The 19,243-nt window shown below is 43.4% G+C and carries 15 protein-coding genes and 1 pseudogene; all 16 read left to right on the top strand.

Translation table 11 applies throughout. The features are described from left to right. Positions 1 to 29 precede the first annotated feature (29 nt). Positions 30 to 1,643 carry a hypothetical protein gene (locus tag H8704_RS07590; protein ID WP_249297862.1) on the top strand — a complete coding sequence of 538 codons (1,614 nt, stop codon included), beginning with the start codon at positions 30 to 32 and terminating at the stop codon, positions 1,641 to 1,643. Between the two features lie 127 nt (positions 1,644 to 1,770). Continuing rightward, a pseudogene (locus H8704_RS14115) lies at positions 1,771 to 1,982 on the top strand (AAA family ATPase); the annotation flags it as partial. 399 nt (positions 1,983 to 2,381) lie between these two features. Beyond that, on the top strand, positions 2,382 to 4,391 hold the full coding sequence (gene uvrB / locus H8704_RS07580; RefSeq protein ID WP_249297861.1) for an excinuclease ABC subunit UvrB: 2,010 nt from the start codon (positions 2,382 to 2,384) through the stop codon (positions 4,389 to 4,391). 11 nt (positions 4,392 to 4,402) lie between these two features. Continuing rightward, the gene (locus tag H8704_RS07575) at positions 4,403 to 6,433 is read left to right on the top strand and encodes a beta-galactosidase (RefSeq protein ID WP_249297860.1); all 2,031 of its coding nucleotides are present in this window, start codon (positions 4,403 to 4,405) and stop codon (positions 6,431 to 6,433) included. Further along, complete coding sequence (locus H8704_RS07570; RefSeq protein ID WP_249297859.1) at positions 6,430 to 6,807, top strand: hypothetical protein; 378 nt, start codon at positions 6,430 to 6,432, stop codon at positions 6,805 to 6,807. The genes H8704_RS07575 and H8704_RS07570 overlap by 4 nt, the downstream gene beginning before the upstream one ends. A gap of 190 nt (positions 6,808 to 6,997) precedes the next feature. Next, positions 6,998 to 7,276: a leucine-rich repeat domain-containing protein gene (locus H8704_RS07565; RefSeq protein ID WP_249297858.1), complete on the top strand. Its 279-nt coding sequence runs from the start codon at positions 6,998 to 7,000 to the stop codon at positions 7,274 to 7,276. A 157-nt stretch (positions 7,277 to 7,433) separates the two neighbouring features. Further along, positions 7,434 to 8,456 (top strand): LacI family DNA-binding transcriptional regulator, encoded by a 1,023-nt coding sequence (locus H8704_RS07560; RefSeq protein WP_118679811.1) that lies wholly within the window; start codon positions 7,434 to 7,436, stop codon positions 8,454 to 8,456. 199 nt (positions 8,457 to 8,655) lie between these two features. Then, positions 8,656 to 9,096 (top strand): 50S ribosomal protein L13, encoded by a 441-nt coding sequence (gene rplM / locus H8704_RS07555; protein ID WP_118679809.1) that lies wholly within the window; start codon positions 8,656 to 8,658, stop codon positions 9,094 to 9,096. 19 nt (positions 9,097 to 9,115) lie between these two features. Continuing rightward, positions 9,116 to 9,505 carry a 30S ribosomal protein S9 gene (gene rpsI, locus H8704_RS07550; RefSeq protein WP_022305150.1) on the top strand — a complete coding sequence of 130 codons (390 nt, stop codon included), beginning with the start codon at positions 9,116 to 9,118 and terminating at the stop codon, positions 9,503 to 9,505. A 188-nt stretch (positions 9,506 to 9,693) separates the two neighbouring features. Then, a complete protein-coding gene (locus H8704_RS07545) occupies positions 9,694 to 11,391 on the top strand; it encodes a glycoside hydrolase family 2 protein (RefSeq protein WP_249297857.1) in 1,698 nt (565 codons plus the stop codon). A gap of 141 nt (positions 11,392 to 11,532) precedes the next feature. Beyond that, complete coding sequence (locus H8704_RS07540; protein WP_249297856.1) at positions 11,533 to 11,916, top strand: PH domain-containing protein; 384 nt, start codon at positions 11,533 to 11,535, stop codon at positions 11,914 to 11,916. Positions 11,917 to 12,024: 108 nt separating this feature from the next. After that, on the top strand, positions 12,025 to 12,249 hold the full coding sequence (locus H8704_RS07535; RefSeq protein WP_249297855.1) for a hypothetical protein: 225 nt from the start codon (positions 12,025 to 12,027) through the stop codon (positions 12,247 to 12,249). Positions 12,250 to 12,270: 21 nt separating this feature from the next. After that, on the top strand, positions 12,271 to 13,230 hold the full coding sequence (locus H8704_RS07530; protein WP_249297854.1) for a ketopantoate reductase family protein: 960 nt from the start codon (positions 12,271 to 12,273) through the stop codon (positions 13,228 to 13,230). Positions 13,231 to 13,244: 14 nt separating this feature from the next. Further along, a complete protein-coding gene (locus tag H8704_RS07525; RefSeq protein WP_249297853.1) occupies positions 13,245 to 14,162 on the top strand; it encodes a nucleoside hydrolase in 918 nt (305 codons plus the stop codon). A 210-nt stretch (positions 14,163 to 14,372) separates the two neighbouring features. Next, complete coding sequence (locus tag H8704_RS07520) at positions 14,373 to 17,027, top strand: M56 family metallopeptidase (RefSeq protein WP_249297852.1); 2,655 nt, start codon at positions 14,373 to 14,375, stop codon at positions 17,025 to 17,027. Between the two features lie 213 nt (positions 17,028 to 17,240). Then, positions 17,241 to 19,241, top strand: coding sequence for a methyl-accepting chemotaxis protein (locus tag H8704_RS07515; protein WP_249297851.1), 2,001 nt, complete (start codon positions 17,241 to 17,243; stop codon positions 19,239 to 19,241). Positions 19,242 to 19,243: the final 2 nt, after the last annotated feature.

The raw sequence follows: 19,243 nt of genomic DNA, 5'->3' as shown, positions 1-19,243 counted from the left end.
GAAATATATAATTAAGGAGTTAATAGAGAATGAATGATTTTATAATACGAACAGAAGAACTTGAAGAAGATCAACTTAAAGAATTATATGTAGAAAGTGAAGATGATAAAAAAATATTGAAAAGTTTGAAATCCCAGTCGCCAGTTTTGTTAGTTGGAAGTAGAGGAATGGGAAAATCGTTTCTTTTTAAAATATCTCAAATGCAGCTTCTTGATAATTTTGAAAAGGATAGAATTTTTCCGGTTTTTCTTACTTTTAGGAGTGCATCTTTAGTGCAAACAGGAAATAATGTGCAATTTGAATTATGGATGTTAAATAAAATCTGTACGGTAATTATTAGAGAATTAAAAAAATACGGGTTGATATCTAGTGTTAAATGGAATTTTGGAAATGTTACTAGTGAAGAGAGTCCATATGGAAATTCTATAAAAATATTAATGGAAAAAAATAAAGAATTTGAAAATTCTTGGAAAAATCCAGGGAAAATAATAGACACGATGGCAGTACCGACAATAGATGAATTGATGGATATTATTGAAGATATATGTGTAGAATTGAATATAAAACGAATGGTTATATATATTGATGAAGCAGCACATGTATTTATTCCTGAGCAGCAAAGACAATTTTTCTCGATTTTTCGAGAAATACGTTCATCATATGTTAAATGTAATGCAGCGGTGTATCCAGGTGTTACTTGTTATGGAGATATTTTTGAACCAATGCATGATGCAGTAACAATTAATTTAACGAGAGACTTGAGAGAAGAGAATTATGTTAGCAATATGAAGGAAATGGTTCTCAGGCAGATTAAAGATAGTGAAACTACAAAAAATTTGATAAGGAATGGAGAAAACTTTTCAGTATTGGCGTATGCAGCGAGTGGAAATCCAAGATTATTATTAAGAAGTGTTGAGAAAGTTGGAAACTTTAAAACTAATTCAGTTATGGCTGTTTTTAGAGAATTTTATAGGGAAGAAATTTGGTCAGAACAATCATTGTTAGCAGAAAAATATCCTAGCAACAGTAAATTTATTGATTGGGGAAGAACTTTTATTGAAACTGTAGTATTGCCGGAGATAAAGAATAAAAATGATAGAGCTTTAGAAAATAACAAAGCATCATCAGTATATTTCTGGATTCATAGAAATAGTCCACAAGTTATTAAGGAATCGCTTAGAATATTAGAATATACAGGAATTATCAAGCTTCAAGCTACGGGAATAAAAGCGACAAATTCAGAAATTGGTAATAGATATGAGGTTAATTTAGGATGTTTATTTGCGCTAGAAAATGCGCCTCTTAGTGTTGGAATCAACATAGTGAATAATTTGTCACTTAAACGAATGAGCGAATTTGGAGCTAATAGCAAAGCATACGAAACATTAATAAAAAAAATCCCTAAATTTACAGAGCCAGATATGACAGAGTGTCTCAAATTTCAGCTTGCAAAAAGTATTGATGTATTGGAGATTTCGGAGTGGCAGAAAGGAAAGTTAAGAGAATTGAACATCAATACATTAGGAGAATTAATAGTAAGCAAAGAAAGTGATTTGATGAGAGCATATCAAATTGGCAAAGTAAGATCCCGGCAGATGAAGAATGCAGCATTTGCAGCTGTTTTTGAATATCTATTTGGTTAAAATAGAATTTTGTACATAGCCGATTGGTTCAATATAAGTCAGTCGGCTATTTGATGCCCATTTTTATACATAGACAGTCCCGCAAAACGGATTGATTATTAAATTTTTCGAGAAAGGAGAAAACCATATGACCAAGTGTAAAGTAATCGTCCTTGCAAATCAGAAGGGAGGAACAATCAAGACCACAATTACATTAAATCTGGGAATCAGTTTGGTACATCAGGGGCGAAAAGTATTATTGGTTGATGCTGATCTACAGGAAGATTTAATAACTGCATTGGATTAGACAGTTTGCCGATTACATTGGAAACACAAATGAAGAAGATATTACAAGACGAAGCCTGATATGTTTTTGAACTTTTTAGAGAGAAAATTTTGGGCGTGTATTTTAACTCGATATTACAAACAAAAAATCTTTGTAAATATGTGCATTAGCCTTTTGGGAAAATGGAGTATTGTATAAGTCTGTGTGCTTATATTAAGAGATACGATTTTCCATCTCTATTCCTATTATTTTTTTGTGTAGTGTGCTATTATACTGTCATGGTATTGATACTATTTTGATGTTTAGTACGTTATTTCCATAGGATGTTATCCAGTGGCGAAATTGTGTTTAAGTGACCTTCGCAGGATTAGGAGAATAGCATGTAATATTTTTGTAACATTTAGAGGATGTGACGTTGAAAAAATTGACTTATACAATGCTTTTTAGAATGTAGCAGTGAGGAGGTGATTTTGGTGCAAAATTTTTCTGAGAAAAATGCACAAAAACCATTCATTTTACACAGCGAATACCAGCCCACCGGAGATCAGCCGGAGGCAATCGACGCCCTGGTCAAAGGCTTTGAGGAGGGCGACCAGTTTCAGACTTTGCTAGGTGTTACCGGCTCCGGCAAGACTTTTACCATGGCAAATGTCATTGCAAAGCTCAATAAACCGACTTTGGTCATTGCGCACAATAAGACCCTGGCGGCGCAGCTCTACGGCGAGTTCAAGGAATTTTTCCCGGAGAATGCGGTAGAGTATTTTGTATCCTATTATGATTATTATCAGCCGGAAGCATATGTTCCATCGTCTGATACTTATATTGAGAAGGACTCCTCTATTAATGATGAGATCGATAAGCTTCGCCATTCCGCTACGGCTGCACTGACAGAGCGGCGGGATGTGGTGATCGTTGCCAGTGTATCCTGTATTTATGGTCTGGGTAGTCCTATTGATTACCAGAATATGACAGTATCTCTGCGTCCGGGTATGATGAAGGACAGGGATGAGGTTATTCGCAGGCTGATCGACATGCAGTATACGAGAAATGATATGGATTTTCAGCGTGGTACGTTCCGGGTTCGCGGGGATGTGCTGGAGGTGTTCCCGGTTTCAGAGTCAGAGCGCGCGATCCGTGTGGAGTTTTTTGGAGATGAGGTTGACCGGATCACGGAGATTGATGTTCTGACCGGTGAGGTATTATCGGAGCTGGAGCATATGGTAGTATTTCCGGCATCGCATTATGTAGTAGATAAGGACGCTATGGAACGGGCCATCCGCGATATTGAGGCAGAGCTGGAGGATCGTGTCCGGTATTTCCGCTCCGAGGACAAGCTTTTGGAGGCACAGCGGATTTCCGAACGGACCAATTTTGATATTGAAATGATGAGGGAGACAGGATTTTGTTCCGGAATTGAGAACTACTCCAGACATCTTTCCGGCTTGAAGGAAGGAGAGCCGCCTCACACGCTTTTAGATTATTTCCCGGACGATTTTATTATTATGGTAGATGAGTCTCATATGACGATTCCGCAGATCCGGGGCATGTATGCCGGGGACCGGTCCCGCAAAAAGACATTGGTGGATTATGGTTTCCGTCTTCCGTCAGCTTTGGATAACCGTCCGCTGAATTTTGAGGAGTTTGAGCAGCATATTAATCAGATGATGTTTGTTTCTGCAACGCCAAATATCTATGAGACAGAGCATGAGCTGGCGAGAGTGGAGCAGATCATACGTCCCACCGGCCTTTTGGATCCGGAGATTGATGTACGTCCGGTAGAGGGGCAGATTGACGATCTGCTGGGAGAGGTCAACCGCACCATTGCTGCCGGCAATAAGGTGATGGTCAATACACTGACAAAGCGGATGGCAGAGGATCTGACGGATTATCTGAGGGAAGCCGGGATTCGGGTGAAGTATCTTCACTCTGACATTGATACTCTGGAGCGGTCGGAGATTATCCGTGATATGCGTATGGATGTTTTTGATGTGCTGGTGGGAATTAACCTGTTGCGGGAAGGCCTGGATATCCCGGAGATCGCATTGGTTGCCATCCTGGATGCGGACAAGGAGGGTTTCTTACGTTCTGAGATTGCACTGGTTCAGATTATCGGACGTGCCGCCAGAAATGCCGAGGGACATGTTATTATGTATGCCGATATGATGACGGATTCCATGCGAAATGCGATTGATGAGACAAACCGGCGCCGGAGCATACAGCAGAGATATAATGAAGAGCATGGCATTACACCGCAGACGATCAAAAAGGCAGTACGGGATCTGATCCGTATTTCCAAGAAGGTGGAGGAAACAGAAACGGGTGATATCCAGAAGGATATTGAGTCTATGAGCCGTAAGGAGCTGGAACAGCTTGTGGACAAGATTAAGAGAAAGATGAATACGGCAGCAGCAGAATTAAACTTTGAGCTGGCAGCGAACTTACGTGATCAGATGTTGGAGATCAAGAAGCAGTTAAACGATTAAAGGAGGCGTGTATGAGCATTCAGATAGGTGTAGACTATTATCCGGAGCAATGGCCGGAACAGATGTGGGAGCAGGATGCCGATCGGATGAAGGAATGTGGAGTAAAAGTGGTGCGCATGGCAGAGTTTGCCTGGAGCCGGATGGAACCGGAGGAGGGCACTTATGACTTTGAATGGCTGGATCGTGCTGTGTCCGTTTTTGCGGACAGACGGATGCAGGTGGTTTTATGCACACCGACATGCACCCCGCCTTTATGGGCGTTTGGAAAGTATCCGGAGATCATACAGACCGGACCGGATGGACAGAGGATTGCTATCGGGATTCGTGGCCATCGTTGTATGAACAGTCCTGTTTATAGGACACTTTGTGAGAAAATCATAAGACAGCTGGTGAGCCGGTACCGGGACAATCCTGCCGTGATCGCTTATCAGATCGATAATGAACTGGAAGCGAATCATTGCCGTTGCCAGGTATGTCAGGAATCCTTTCAGAACTGGATGCGGAAAAAATACAGAAATGTACAGGAGGTCAATGCCGTTTATGGGAATTCTGTCTGGAGTGGAGAGTATTCCTCCTTTTCTCAGGTAAAGCCGCCGATGGGCGATTTTATTAAGTGGCAGAATCCATCATTAACACTGGATTATAACCGGTATGCTTCGGAAAGTACGGTGGCGTATCTTGAATTCCAGCGGACATTGATCCATTCTCTTGACCCGGATGCATGGATCACGACAAATAGCTGGCTGTGCGAAAATATGCCGGATTTTTATGATCTGTTCCAAAATTTGGACATTGTATCCTATGATAATTATCCAACAACAGTGCTGCCAGAGAGTCAGGAGGAGCTATATTCTCATGCATTTCATCTGGATCTGATGAGAGGAATCAAACAGCAAAATTTTTGGATCATGGAACAGCTCAGCGGTGCAGTAGGAAGCTGGATGCCAATGTCCCCTTCTCCGGAACCGGGGATGATCAAGGGATATGCTTTGCAGGCGATCGCACATGGAGCCGATACAGTCGTTCATTTCCGGTGGCGTACGGCGGTGGCCGGTGCAGAAATGTACTGGCATGGGATATTAGATCACAGCGATGTGCCGGGCAGACGATATGAGGAATTCCGGGAGCTTTGCCGGATTGTTGATGGATTGCAGGAAATGGATGGATCCTATGTGAAGAATTCTGTGGCACTGTTATACAGTTCAGATAATGAATATGGGTTTAAGCTGCAGCACCAGGCGGAAGGAATGTATTATCTGGAACAGCTCAAAAGTCTCCACGATGGATTTACCGCGATTGGTGTCGGAGTGGATATCATTGATGAATCTGCAGATTTATCAGCATATAAGATTGTGCTTGCGCCAACTATGCTGATCACTCACGAGGAGACAGAGAAAGCATTACATGAATTTGCTGCTCAGGGAGGAACGATCCTTCTGACGAATCGTTCCGGAGTGAAGGATTCATATAACAAATGTGTCATGCAGCCGCTTCCGGGAATATATAGGGAACTGGTTGGAGCGAGGGTGCGGGAGTATAATGCACCTGGGTCATATTTGGGACAGTTGAAACTGACAGATGATGTGCTGCGGGAAAATTATAAAAAAAGCTGCCGGTATTATCCGGGAGGAGATGCTGATGAAAAGCTGCCCCGGGAGAATGCCGTGTACCGCCAATGGTGTGATATACTTGAAGCAGAAACGGCACAGGTGCTTGCGGAGTATGGAGATCGTTATTATTCAGGCAGCGCAGCTGTGACAAGAAACTGTTACGGAGCAGGAACGGTATATTATATAGGAACAGTATGTGACAGAATGTTCTATATTTCATTGGCAAAATGCATGGCATCGGAAAAGAGAATATTCTATTATGATAATCTCCCATTGGGAGTAGAGGTTACATACAGGCAGAAAGACGAAAAATTGTGGAGATTCGTATTTAATAATACGAATAAAGAACAAAAAGTATGCCTTGATTCAAAAACATATAGGATGAAACCGTTTGAGATGAAGATCAGCAGGGAATCGGAGGAATTTATATGAAATGGTGGAAGAGGCTTTTTTTGTCAGTGATCAGTTTGATCTGGGGGTATGTTTCTGTAGATTATTTATATATTGCCCTGGGAAATCTTACCGGAAACAGAGTACACGGAACTGGAAATGAGATATCGGGAACACTGCTATGGCAGCTGGCCGGATTTGGATCATTTATTATATGGCTTTTGCTTCTGGCTGCATATACAAGGATGATACGCTTTCTTTCTCCGAAAGTGGATATGATAGAAGTAGATAAACAGGAAAAGAATCCGAAAATGAAAAGAAAATTTTTTGATATCATTCTACAATATGGGTTGATCGTTACGGGCATGATGATACGGTGGGCATATCTTTGTCTGATATATCTGCCCGGGAGATAATATTGGCGAAATCCGGAATGGAGGATATTATGAAACAAACCTGGGTAACATTAACGAGAAAAGCAGCTGTCTGTCTGCTGGCCGTACCGGTGCTTGCAGGGCTTTCCGGCTGCACACAAAAATTGGCTGACTCAACATCAAGGAAGCACAGGCAACGTCAACCGGTACACCGTTCCCGTAATATGCTTCCATGGATGATGAGCCACGGGCGATTTCGGGTAAATGCGGGGATCATGCGGAATGGTCGTACAGTACGGGGACGACGATGCCAAGGAAATCAAGCTTTCTCTACCGGATTCTCTGGAAAGATGCGCAGGCTTTTTATGAGTGCCACAGATTAAAAAAATTTGTTTGTGGCGGAAGCATCAAGAAGATTGGCACGCAGGCGTTTCGGGGTGCGATCAAAAAGGATGGCGTTGTTTTAGAGGATTCGTTAGAGGATGTTGAAGTTGGTGAAGAGGTATTCTAGTCTGATTTTGATATCAGAGCGGGTAACTTTAATTTATAGAAATCATTGTGTCGATCAAAAGGGTATGATAAGATAACAGGAGAAGAGAAAATACGGGATGAGTACAATAAAGAACTCATTATCGTTGTAATAGCCTTCGGGAGAAATGGAGGGGCAGATGGCATCGATTAAGGACATTGCAAAAATTTGTGGCGTGTCAGTTGCCACAGTCAGCAAAGCGCTAAACGACAAAAAAGACATTGGGGAAGAAACCAAAAAACATATCAAAGAAGTAGCGAAGGAGCAGGGATATTTTCCGCAGTATTATGCCAGGGCGATTCGCATGAACAAAAGCTTTAATATTGGTGTACTGTTTATTGATGAGGCGGCGAGTGGTCTGACCCATGATTACTTTGCCAATATTCTGAATAGCTTTAAGGTAACTGCCGAGAGTAAAGGATATGATATCACCTTTATTAACAGCAACAAAAAACATAAAAAAAGTAAGACATATCTGGAGCATTGCCGCTATCGGGGTCTTGATGGTGTGATGATCGCCTGTATTGACTTTTATAATCCGGAGGTCCGGGAGCTGGTAGAGAGTGATATCCCTGTTGTGACCATCGATTTTGAATTTCCGCAATGCCTGTCGGTAATATCTGACAATGCAGTAGGTATGAGAAAATTAGTTGAGTACATTCTTTCTATGGGACACAAAAAGATTGCATATATTACCGGCGATTCCACATCTGTCGTTACGGATATCCGTATCAAAGGTCTGAAGGACACGATGGAGGAGCATGGCATTGAAATGCCGGAGAGCTGGATACTTCCGTCAGAATACAGAAATCTTAAAAAGGCAGCAGAATATACCAGAGAGCTTTTAAAACGGGAAGACAAGCCTACATGCATTATTTATTCTGATGACTATTCGGCGGTGGGAGGGATTGCTGCGATCGAGTCCATGGGATTAAAGATCCCGGAGGATATATCGGTAGCAGGATATGATGATATTTTTATTGCCAGCCAGCTTCAACCCCGTCTGACCACGGTTCGTCAGGATACGGAACGCATTGGCATGAAAGCGGCAGAGCAGCTGATCAAGCTGATCGAAGGACACAAAACCAAATTATCGCCGCCATCCATTGTAGCAAGTAAGCTGGTGCCGGGAGCGTCGGTACGAAAGCTGGAGGATCAGTGATTTGCAGAAAACGGATGGATTTATTTACGGTGAGATTGCAAGGCAACATCTAAAATGACGAAGATTTTATCTTGACAAGCTCATAGAAACATAATATAATAGTCTAATGTGGCGTGTAAAATACTTAAGCCAAAGCCCCGGTAACAGTATTTATGTGCCTGACAGTTGAAGATTGTTAGAAAAGTTAGGAGGTACTGGGATGAAAAGTTATATGGCTAACCCATCCAAGATTGAAAGAAAATGGTATGTAGTTGATGCTACAGGACATACATTAGGACGTCTTGCTTCAGAAGTAGCTTGCGTATTAAGAGGTAAGAATAAGCCGGAGTATACTCCGCACATTGATACCGGTGATTACGTAATCGTTATCAATGCTGATAAGATTAAAGTAACAGGTAAGAAGCTGGATCAGAAGATCTATTATCATCACTCCGATTATGTTGGTGGAATGAAAGAGACTACACTCAAGGAAATGCTCGCAAAGAAGCCTGAGTATGTAATTGAGCATGCAGTAAAGGGAATGCTTCCAAAGGGACCACTTGGTCGTCAGATGGCAAAGAAGCTTCATGTATATGCAGGTGCAGAGCATGAGCAGATCGCACAGAAGCCGGAAGTATTAGAAATCGTAGAGAGAGCATAATTGAGAGGAGGAAAAGACATTGGCTAATAAATTTTATGGAACAGGCAGAAGAAAAAGCAGTATTGCCAGAGTATATTTAGTACCAGGAAATGGTAAGATCACAATCAATAAGAAGGATATGGATCAATATTTTGGTCTTGAGACATTAAAGATCATCGTTCGTCAGCCACTGGAAGCTACTAACACACTGGATAAGTATGATGTACTTGTAAATGTTCGTGGTGGTGGATTCACAGGCCAGGCAGGTGCCATCAGACATGGTATCGCAAGAGCTCTTCTGAATGTAGACGCAGACTTCCGTCCTACACTGAAGAAAGCAGGATTCCTTACTCGTGATCCTAGAATGAAAGAGCGTAAGAAATACGGTCTCAAGAAGGCTCGTAGAGCTCCTCAGTTCTCTAAGAGATAATAACTTATTTCATAAAAATTTTCGAAAAGTCCTTAAAACCAAGAGTTTTAGGGGCTTTTCTTTATGCTCTGCTTTATGAGGATTTTACAAAAATATGAAAGAACAGATTAAAATCAGGGATTGACGCAAAGGGATATATAGTCTAATGTTGTGTTAAAGTTACTTTGGAGAAAGGAGCGTGTTGATACATGATTCGGACATTTGCCACGCATAAAATCAGAAAACAGACAGAATTGACAGGAAGCTTATGGGAGTTTGAGTCATGTTCCGGGAGATATGCCGGTCAAAAGTTTCTGCTTGCAGCACCGGGATGCTGGGAGTCTCATCCTCTTTTTGCTGATTACAGAGGAGAGGGGATTTTTAGAAAATCTTTTCAGGCTACGGGAGACATCCGGATAGAATGTAAGGGGGTCAGTCATACGGCAACGGTATATTTGGATGGACGGGAAATTGCACATCATTATAATGCCTATACACCGTTCTCTGCGGTTGTTGCTGATCTGCAGCCGGGAGAGCATAGGCTGGAAATTAAGGCCGATAATCGGTTTCATCAGGAGAGTGCTCTTCATGTGCCGAATGATTATATGTCCTATGGAGGCGTGTCGAGACCCGTTGTTGTCGAAGAATTGAATGAGCTTTATTTTGAATATGTTCACGTAAAGACATATATGAAAAACGGAAATTGGCATGCAAAGATCAGCGCTGCAATATCTGTACTGAAAACAGGACAGTACAGAGGGGAAGAGATCGTTGTAACAGGACGGATTGGAAATACAACATTTGACTGGAAAATTTCGTTGGAAGAACAGGAGCATTATGAACTTCACAAGGATCTGGAAATAGATAATGTGAAACCATGGAGTCCGGAGGATCCGGAGCTTTATTTGGTGGAATTGCAGATGAGAAAGGGGCAGCAGATCCTTGACGATATCATTGACCGCTTTGGATTTCGGGAAATTTGTGTTGAGGGACAGAAAATTCTGCTCAATGGAAAAAGTCTGAGAATTAAAGGGGTATGCCGTCATGAGGATCATCCGGATTATGGCTGCGCACTTCCTTATCAGGCGATTTACAATGATCTTGTTTTGATACAACAGATGGGGGCAAATTCCATACGGACGGCACATTATCCCAATGACGAGATTTTTTTGGATCTGTGTGACGAATTGGGGATTTTAGTCTGGGAGGAAAATCATGCCCGTGGTCTGGAAGAAGACCGCATGAGGCATCCACTGTTTGAGGCGCAGGCGGAAGCGGTGATCCGGGAAATGATTTTGAATCATTATAATCATCCAAGTATCTTTATTTGGGGGATTTTAAATGAATGTGCCAGTGAAACAACATTTGGACGTTCATGTTATGAAAAACAGTTTGATCTGATCCGCAAAATGGATGACACCCGGCCGTATACTTTTGCGAGTTGTAAGTTTTTTCAGGATATCTGCTTTGATCTCCCAAATGTGATTTCCTGCAACCTTTATCCGGGATGGTATGTGGACAAACCGGTCAAAGATTATCTGGAAGAGGTATATCATTGGATTGAGGAGGACGGAAAAGGCAAGGGAAAGCCGTTTATCGTTTCTGAAATTGGAGCGGGCGGTCTGTATGGCTGTCATAATGCATATCACGGAAAATGGACAGAGGAGTATCAGGCAGATGCATTGACGGAGCAAGTATCGGAATGCCTGAATTTTCCGGAATGCATGGGTGTATATATATGGCAGTTTTGCGATGTGAGGGTCAGCAGAGAATGGTTTGCCGGACGTCCAAGAGAAATGAATAACAAGGGCATTGTTGATGAATACCGCAGACCTAAAGCGGCTTATACAAAAGTTGCCGAAATATTTAAAAGGTATTCTAATTATTATGACAATGACAAGGGGTGAAAATGAAAACGGGATAGCTTATTGACAGAAGGCAGAGGGTAAAATATCATACTATATAAAGACAACATGATAAAAACTGTATGTGATACAATGAGATATCAGATAAAGTAAATAAACACAACAGCATGATAGGAGGAAAATATGGCAGTAAATTTTAATCAGAACAGTGTTTTTAATTTGAAACCGATTAGCAATGATGAGGTACGTGGAGAGGTTGACGGGTTATTGATTGCAGACGAAAAGGTGGAGTTTGCATTTAAAACGATTCGCGATCAGTTAGTATTTACAAACAAGAGGATTATTTCTATTGATGTGCAGGGGATTACAGGAAAGAGAAAATCCTTTGCGACAATGCCGTATTCCAAAATTCAGTATTTTTCAATTCAGACACCGGGATTTATGGAATTGTTTCCTGATTCAGAATTATTCGTAATGTTTACGAACGGATTTACAGCCAAATTTGAATTTAAGGGTGCTGTAGATATTGGGAAGATTGGCAGGATGTTATCTGAGTACGTTTTGTGATTCAATGTCTTATAAGGTGTGAGGAAGGATATATAGTGCAAATAGAAATTGATTTTCGACTGAAAATTTCAGTGCTTTAATTGAAGGCGAGACGAAAGGTGGTTCATTATGAAATCAACATTGATCAAAGACACAACAAAAGAGGAGCGGATCGCCCTGATCCGGGAGTGGCTGCCGGACGAAGATGGACTGGAAGCAGATGGAGGGATGGATCTTTGGGATCTGTACGTAGATTATATTAACGGGACAAAGGAAATTGCAGAATGTAATGCTGCCTTTTCGACCAATTATATGACAGAACGGGATCTGGCAGAGGGAAAATTAAAGAACTAACAGGAAAGGCGGAACGTGAATATGAAGATACAATCAGTAGCGGTATTAGGTGCAGGAGCTGTGGGCTCTTATGTAATCTGGGGACTGTCCCACAAAAAGGACATACGTCTGGGTGTGATCGCAGAGGGAGAACGGGCTGACCGGTTGAAAAAGGGAGGCTGTCGGATCAATGATGAAGTTTATCGTCCGGAGGTTTGGAGTCCGCAGGAGGCGGAGGATGTGGATCTGTTGATCGTGTCCTTGAAGTATGGATCTCTTCCGGAAGCGCTGGAAAGCATTAAGACGATCGTTGGGGAGCATACAACAGTTATGAGCCTGATGAATGGCGTAGACAGCGAGGAACTGATTGCAGAGCAGGTCGGGGATGACAGGGTTCTTCGTTCTCTGATCAAGGTGGCATCCCACAAGGAGGAAAATGGATATTATTTCAATCCGGAAACTACTCTGGGGATTATTTTTGGAGAGCTTGCGGCACCTTTTGACAGTGAAAGGGTACAGGCAATCGAGTCCCTTTTTGCGGACACAGGGATTCACTTCCGCTCTACGGAGTTTATTAGGGAGGAGATCTGGGGAAAGTTTCGCCTGAATGTCTGCAATAATCTTCCTCAGGCGATTCTGGGAGCGGGGGTAGGCTGCTACAGTGACAGTACACATATGAAAGTCATCAGTGACGGGCTTCGCAGGGAACTGGAGCAGATTGCATTAGCGAAAGGAATTGATATGAGTAAGATGGCGGGCACATCCGGAAGGGGAAGTGCAGTTCCTGCTTCCGCAAGGTATTCAACCCTGCAGGATCTGGATGCGGGACGCCATACAGAGATCGACATGTTTTCCGGCACGCTGATGCGCATGGGAGAAGAGCTTGGAATCCCAACCCCTTATAATGAATACACCTATCATATGATCAAAGCGTTGGAGGAGAAAAACGACGGACTTTTTGATTATCAGGGAGAACGGGATAAAACAACATGGGCAAAATGATAAAGGAGTAGGAAATGTCATCAGGTAAAATTACACTGGAACAGAGAAAAGCTTCCCTGCATTATCATGTGCAGGAATACCGTAAAAGACGAGTGATCATTGATACGGATGCCGCCTGTGAGGCGGATGATCCTTTTGCGATCGCACAGGCATTGATGAGTAAAATGCTTGAGGTCAAGGGAATATGTGCGGAACATTTTGTAGCAGAGGGAAGCATGGAACAGAGCTATGAGATGATCTGTCGTGTAACAGAGGCAATGGGGGCAGATGTGCCGGTGCTTCGGGGACAGACCGGCAAAATGTCAGAGCATCAGGGGGAACCCATGACAGAGGCAGCGCAGTTTATCGTCGGGGAGGCCATGAAGGAGGATGACAAGCCACTGTTTGTCTTATGTATTGGGGCAGTGACTAATGTGGCGGAAGCCATCCGGGCAAAGTCTGAAATTGTGGACAGGATGACAGTAGTATGCATTGGAGGGAATCCCATTGGTTGTGAGAAGCCGGGATGGGAATTTAACTTTGGAAATGATGTGGAGGCGGCCAATACAGTGCTTCACTGTGGAGGAGATATATGGCTGATTCCCAACAATGTTTACGGAACCATGCATATCGGTTTTGGAGAAATACAACGACGGATCGCTCCTTATGGCGAGATCGGCAGATTATTGTACGAAAATCTCATATCATTTTATGAAACAGAAAACGCCTCGTGGTCGGCGGGAGAGAGCTGGTCGCTTGGAGACTCCCCGGCGGTGGGAGTGACCCTGGAACCAAATTGCGGCAGCTTTATGTACTGCAAAGCACCGGAGGTACAGGAGGATACCTCTTATCGCTATCCGGAGAACAGTCCGCAGATCAGAGTATACACATCGATCAATTCACGCTTTATTATTGAGGATTTTATCAGCAAGCTTCAAATATTGTACGGATAAATGATAGAAAATTTATACACAGGTTTTTCTTGACAATACAGGTCTATTATTGTAAACTAAACGCAAGGTTTATGATTGTAAACTTGCAACATAAAAAGGAAAGACTTTCATATGTTTCTATGCGAGATTACAAAGCGTTATGCGTGGCAGTTATAAAATGTCAGCAGCATAATCTGATATGGGATAAAACAAACAGATAGGGGGAGGCGTATGGTATTTCGGTTATTTATGGGGATCTTACAGATGGGGATTGATGCTTCCGTCGTGATTGCACTGGTTCTTCTGGCGAGAATGTTATTGGGGAAAGCGCCGAAGAAATATGCGTATCTTCTGTGGATCATTGTGGGGATACAGCTGGTATGCCCTGTAAAAATTGCATCACCATTCAGTGTATATAATCTGCTTCCGCAGAACTCAGACCGGATGGAGCAGTCTCTGGAGAAGTATACGGGAGTCTCATGGCAAAATGTCAGGATGACCGGCAAAAAATCATCTCAGAAAAAGAGTACTTCGGATGATCAAAACAAAGCTCAGACAGATACTGTACCAAATGACGGACAGGCTGATCAGATGGGTTCTACTGATTCATCAGCAAAATTACAGACCGCTTCCCAGAATGAATCCGTTAAAAATACAGACAAAGAATCGGAAAATATCTACGATAATATGTCCGGTGATATGGCAGAGGAAACATCTCCAAACCAAACGGAAGCATTCTCTCCGGTGCTGCTTCGGAGGATATTATACGGAGCGGCATATCTCTGGCTGGTAGTTTTGTGTGTAATCCTGTTTGTAAATATTATCCTGTATCTCAGGATGAAGGGGAGGGTTGCGACTGCAGTCCGTATGCAGGACAATGTATATGAATGCGATGCGATACCGTCTCCGTTTGTGATGGGACTGCTTTCACCGAGGATTTATATTCCCTTCCGTCTGGGGGAACAGGAGAAGGATTATATCATCAACCATGAAAAGTATCACATCCGCCGACGGGACAATCTGGTGAAGGCGGCGGCATTTCTGCTCTGCAGTGTATACTGGTTCCAGCCTCTGGTGTGGCTGTCTTATTTTTTGATGATCCGGGATATGGAAATGAGCTGCGATGAGTATGTTTTGCAGAATAGTCCGGAGGATATCCGGGCAGTCTATAGCGAGTCTTTATTGCAGTTTGCGACGAACCGGAGAAATCCGGGGCTGGGGATGCTGACCTTTGGGGAGACGGATACCCGGAGGAGAGTAAAGCATGTCATGAAATTTCATAAGCATGCAAAATGGATCGGAGCAGTGGCAGTAGTTGTGATACTGGCAGTAGGAATCTTTGGCCTGACCAATGCTGTAAATTCGGGAAAGGACACCGGGAAAACAAGCCCGGAGACAACCGGGGCAGCAGAAGAACAAAAGGGAAATGATCAGAAGGAGTCTGACGGGCTGCCGGTGATCCGGGTGCTTGATATGCTCGGAGAGGTTCCGGCCCCCGGTGAGATGCAGGGGGGATGGTATGGAGATATCCTGCGGGAGCGGTTTGGTGTGAAGTTGTATATTATGGCATATGATTATGCAAAGAACATAGATGAGCAGTTAAAATCAGCAGATATTGTTATTTGGGAAAATTCCACAAATCCGGACTATCTTTTGGCGCAGCATCAGGGCTTGATCGGGGATATCCATCTTTCGGATCAGACTTACCGGCGCAGTGTTATGGCGATCAGTAAGACCACAAAGCAAAAACAGCTGTGTCAAAAGCTTTTAACATATTTTGATTCTCCGAAAGCGGTCATGGAGGCAAATTATGGACCGGAGAAACTATGCTGGTATTATAAGGGACATAAAGCATATCTGACGGATGTGGGAGTAAAATGTCAGAAAAAGCAGACGTACAAGCTGGATACGGGGATTTCAGCTCCGGAAACATATGAGAGCGGTCACAGGATGATCTCTTATATTCCATATGATACAGATGCGATTGATCCGAATACGGGGGAAGCATACGAGGTTTTGTATGATACATACCGGACGGAACAGTCGAAAAAGAAGGACATGTATCCGTTCTTTATTGAAACATCAGACAAGAAATGCGCCGGAAGTGGGGAGATTCTGAATTTTACAAAAGGGGTGTATTCTATCCGGGCCACTTATCATATGGATGGATTTGAGGCGTTTGGAACCAGAACACTGGATGAATGGCAGCTTAAGCAGGTGAGTGAGTGGCTGGACGAAACATATTACCAGAGACGGAAGAAGCCGGATCCGGATAATTCGGAGGATGAGTTATGGTCCCAAAAGGCGTTCCGGACGTATTATGTGACGTATGAGCTGACATATATTTGGGGAAACCGTGCTCAGATGCGTTATTATCCGGGGATGCGAATTTTTCGCTGGAATGAGGACACGTGGTATGACGGACTGGGGAATGCCGTGGGACGGACCAGCTTTCCGGCGGACCAGTTTCAAAGGGGGTCAGGAAAAGATAAAACCAAATTTTATATTTATGACAAAACATATGATATGCGGAAACAGGATGCGGGGGTAGAATCTATCATATCGTGCAAAATGATGAATGCTTGTGTGGCGGTATACTGCAGAATGAAAGAAGGGGAGGAAACCTGTTTTATCTATGATTGCAAAGAACGTAGATTTGTCCGGAAAATGCAGGGGATTATCTGGGAGGACTCCATGTATATTTCGGAGAATGGAGTGATCCGGAATTATGCAGGAGAGAAGACAGGCCATGTATCGTTGCGTCAGGGCGAGAAAATTTCAGCTTTTTATGAGAATCCGGATCATAAAAAACAGTGGATGGTACAGCTTACGGATACGGAGACAGGAGATATACGGGACGTAAAGGCGGATATTAAGATGGACTGACAGCTTCAGGGGGATAAATATGAGTCCTAAAGACTCATATTAAGAATTTCTTCGAACCTTCGTCATGTGCAGATATATGATAAAAGCGGAGACTTTGTGAAGAAGTCTTCGTTTTTTTGGTTGATCATGGTTGAGAAAAATGGCGTTTCTTAGTATAATAATAAGTATACTATAATGATTTTATCATAATGTAAAGGAGGAGTGATGTACATAATGAAAAAAGATCATAAACGAAGAAGGAGTTTGCGGCTGGGACTGCGGGCGAAGATATTGGGGGTATCCCTTCCGGTTACGATCATTATGGTGATTGTAATGATCGCGATTGCTTATAATGTGTCGGAGGCTGATATTATGGCCTCCTCCCAGAGCCTTTTGAGCACATCGGCAAAGGATCAGAGCAGCCAGATCGAAGCATGGCTGAACCGTAAGCTGGACGAGGTCAAGACGGTGAAGTATGACCTGGAACGCTCAGGGGCTATTAAGGATCAGAAGCAGCTTCAGCGTAAGCTGAATGATTATTATGGACTGGACAGTGCCTTTGTGGGCGGCTTTTATATTGCTGACACGAAGGGAAATGTGATGCAGGCATCCGAGAATCAGACGAAATATGACGGGGCAACGGAGCAGATCTGGTATAAGGAGGGTCTTACCCGGATGAACCCCGGTTATACCCAGGCGTATGAGGACAGCGAGGGCAATATGATGATCAGTGCCTGTGGCATGCTGGATGATCCCGATGATGTCCGGGTACTGGCGACAAGTCTTTCTCTGGATTCGGTTAATATCATAGTAAACTCCAGTGTATCCATGCAGGGGGCGGAGTCGTTGCTTGTGGATCAGGGGAATGGCGATATTCTTACATCCCGTGACAGTGAGCTGGTTTCTACATCGGTCAATGAGGCGTCGGACAGCTTTTTGAAAAAGGTTGCCGCCAAGCTCCAAAAGGATGATGATTCTGTTTCTACGATTGGAGATAAAGTTGTAGTAACCCGTGAAATCTCCGGGACAGACTGGGTTCTGGTATCCTATGTTCCAAAGTCACTGATTACTTCTGAAGTGGACAATCTGCGGAATACTCTGATCGTGGTAGCAATAATCTGTCTGTTGGTCTTTGTATTGTTAAATACCCTGAATGTATCTTTCACGGTGAAGCCGCTGAAGGTACTCAGCCGGAAGATCAAAGCAATGTCTGACGGTGATTTTACGATTCAGATTGAGGCGAAGGGATCGGATGAAATTGCAGAGATCCAGCACAGTGTGAAAGTATTTACAGAGAATATGCGGGAAATGATCTGCGATATCAATAATGTGACAAATGATATTCAGAATCAGGCGGACAACAGCAGCGTCGTTTCTGTAAGTATGCAGGATGCATCGAATTCCCAGGCAACGTCAATGGCATCTCTTAGTGAGACGGTAGATCAGATTTCAGATTCCATCAATGAGATTGCGGAAAGTGCTACGAATCTCAGCGGAGTTGTGGCGGATACCACCAGTGACAGCGAGAAGGTCAAGGAGCAGATCAATGCGACAGTGGATATATCACGCAAAGGACGCAGTGATATGGAACGGGTACAGAATGCCATGGAGGAGATCCGAAATTCTATCGCACAGCTTGTAGAAGCAATCAGCAAAGTGGGAGAGGCTTCCAAAGAGATTACGGGTATTACCGGATTGATCGCCAATATTTCCGAGGAGACTTCTCTTTTATCCCTTAATGCGTCCATTGAAGCAGCGAGGGCCGGGGAAGCAGGCAGAGGCTTCTCTGTGGTTGCGACAGAGATCAGTAAGCTGGCACAAAACACGGCATCCTCTGTTGATGATATTGCCAAGCTGATCAATGAGGTAGATAATCTGGTGGACGCAGCAGTGAAACAGGCAGATGTCAGCGTGGAGAACATCAACGAGAGCGGTGGCCGGATCAAGGTGGCACAGGAGACCTTTGAAGAGATTTACACCTGTGTACAGGATGTGGACAATGGAATCAACAGTATGATCACCCAGATCCAGACTGTAAATAATGTAGCAATGGATGTTTCTGCGATTTCTGAGGAGCAGGCGGCCTCTACGGCGGTGATCAGTGAGACTTCCGAGGTGATGGTTGAGCAGGCGAACAAGCTGGCCGGCCAGAGTGAACAGGTGGCAGGAAGTGCCAAGGTGTTGACACAGACATCGGAGAAGCTGGCAGAGCAGATGAGTCGTTTTCAGATATAGGG

The sequence above is a fragment of the Jutongia huaianensis genome, assembly GCF_014384985.1.
Classification (GTDB): domain Bacteria; phylum Bacillota; class Clostridia; order Lachnospirales; family Lachnospiraceae; genus Jutongia; species Jutongia huaianensis.
The sequence above is the reverse complement of the archived record's forward strand: the minus strand, read 5'-3'. Positions and strand labels throughout refer to the sequence as shown.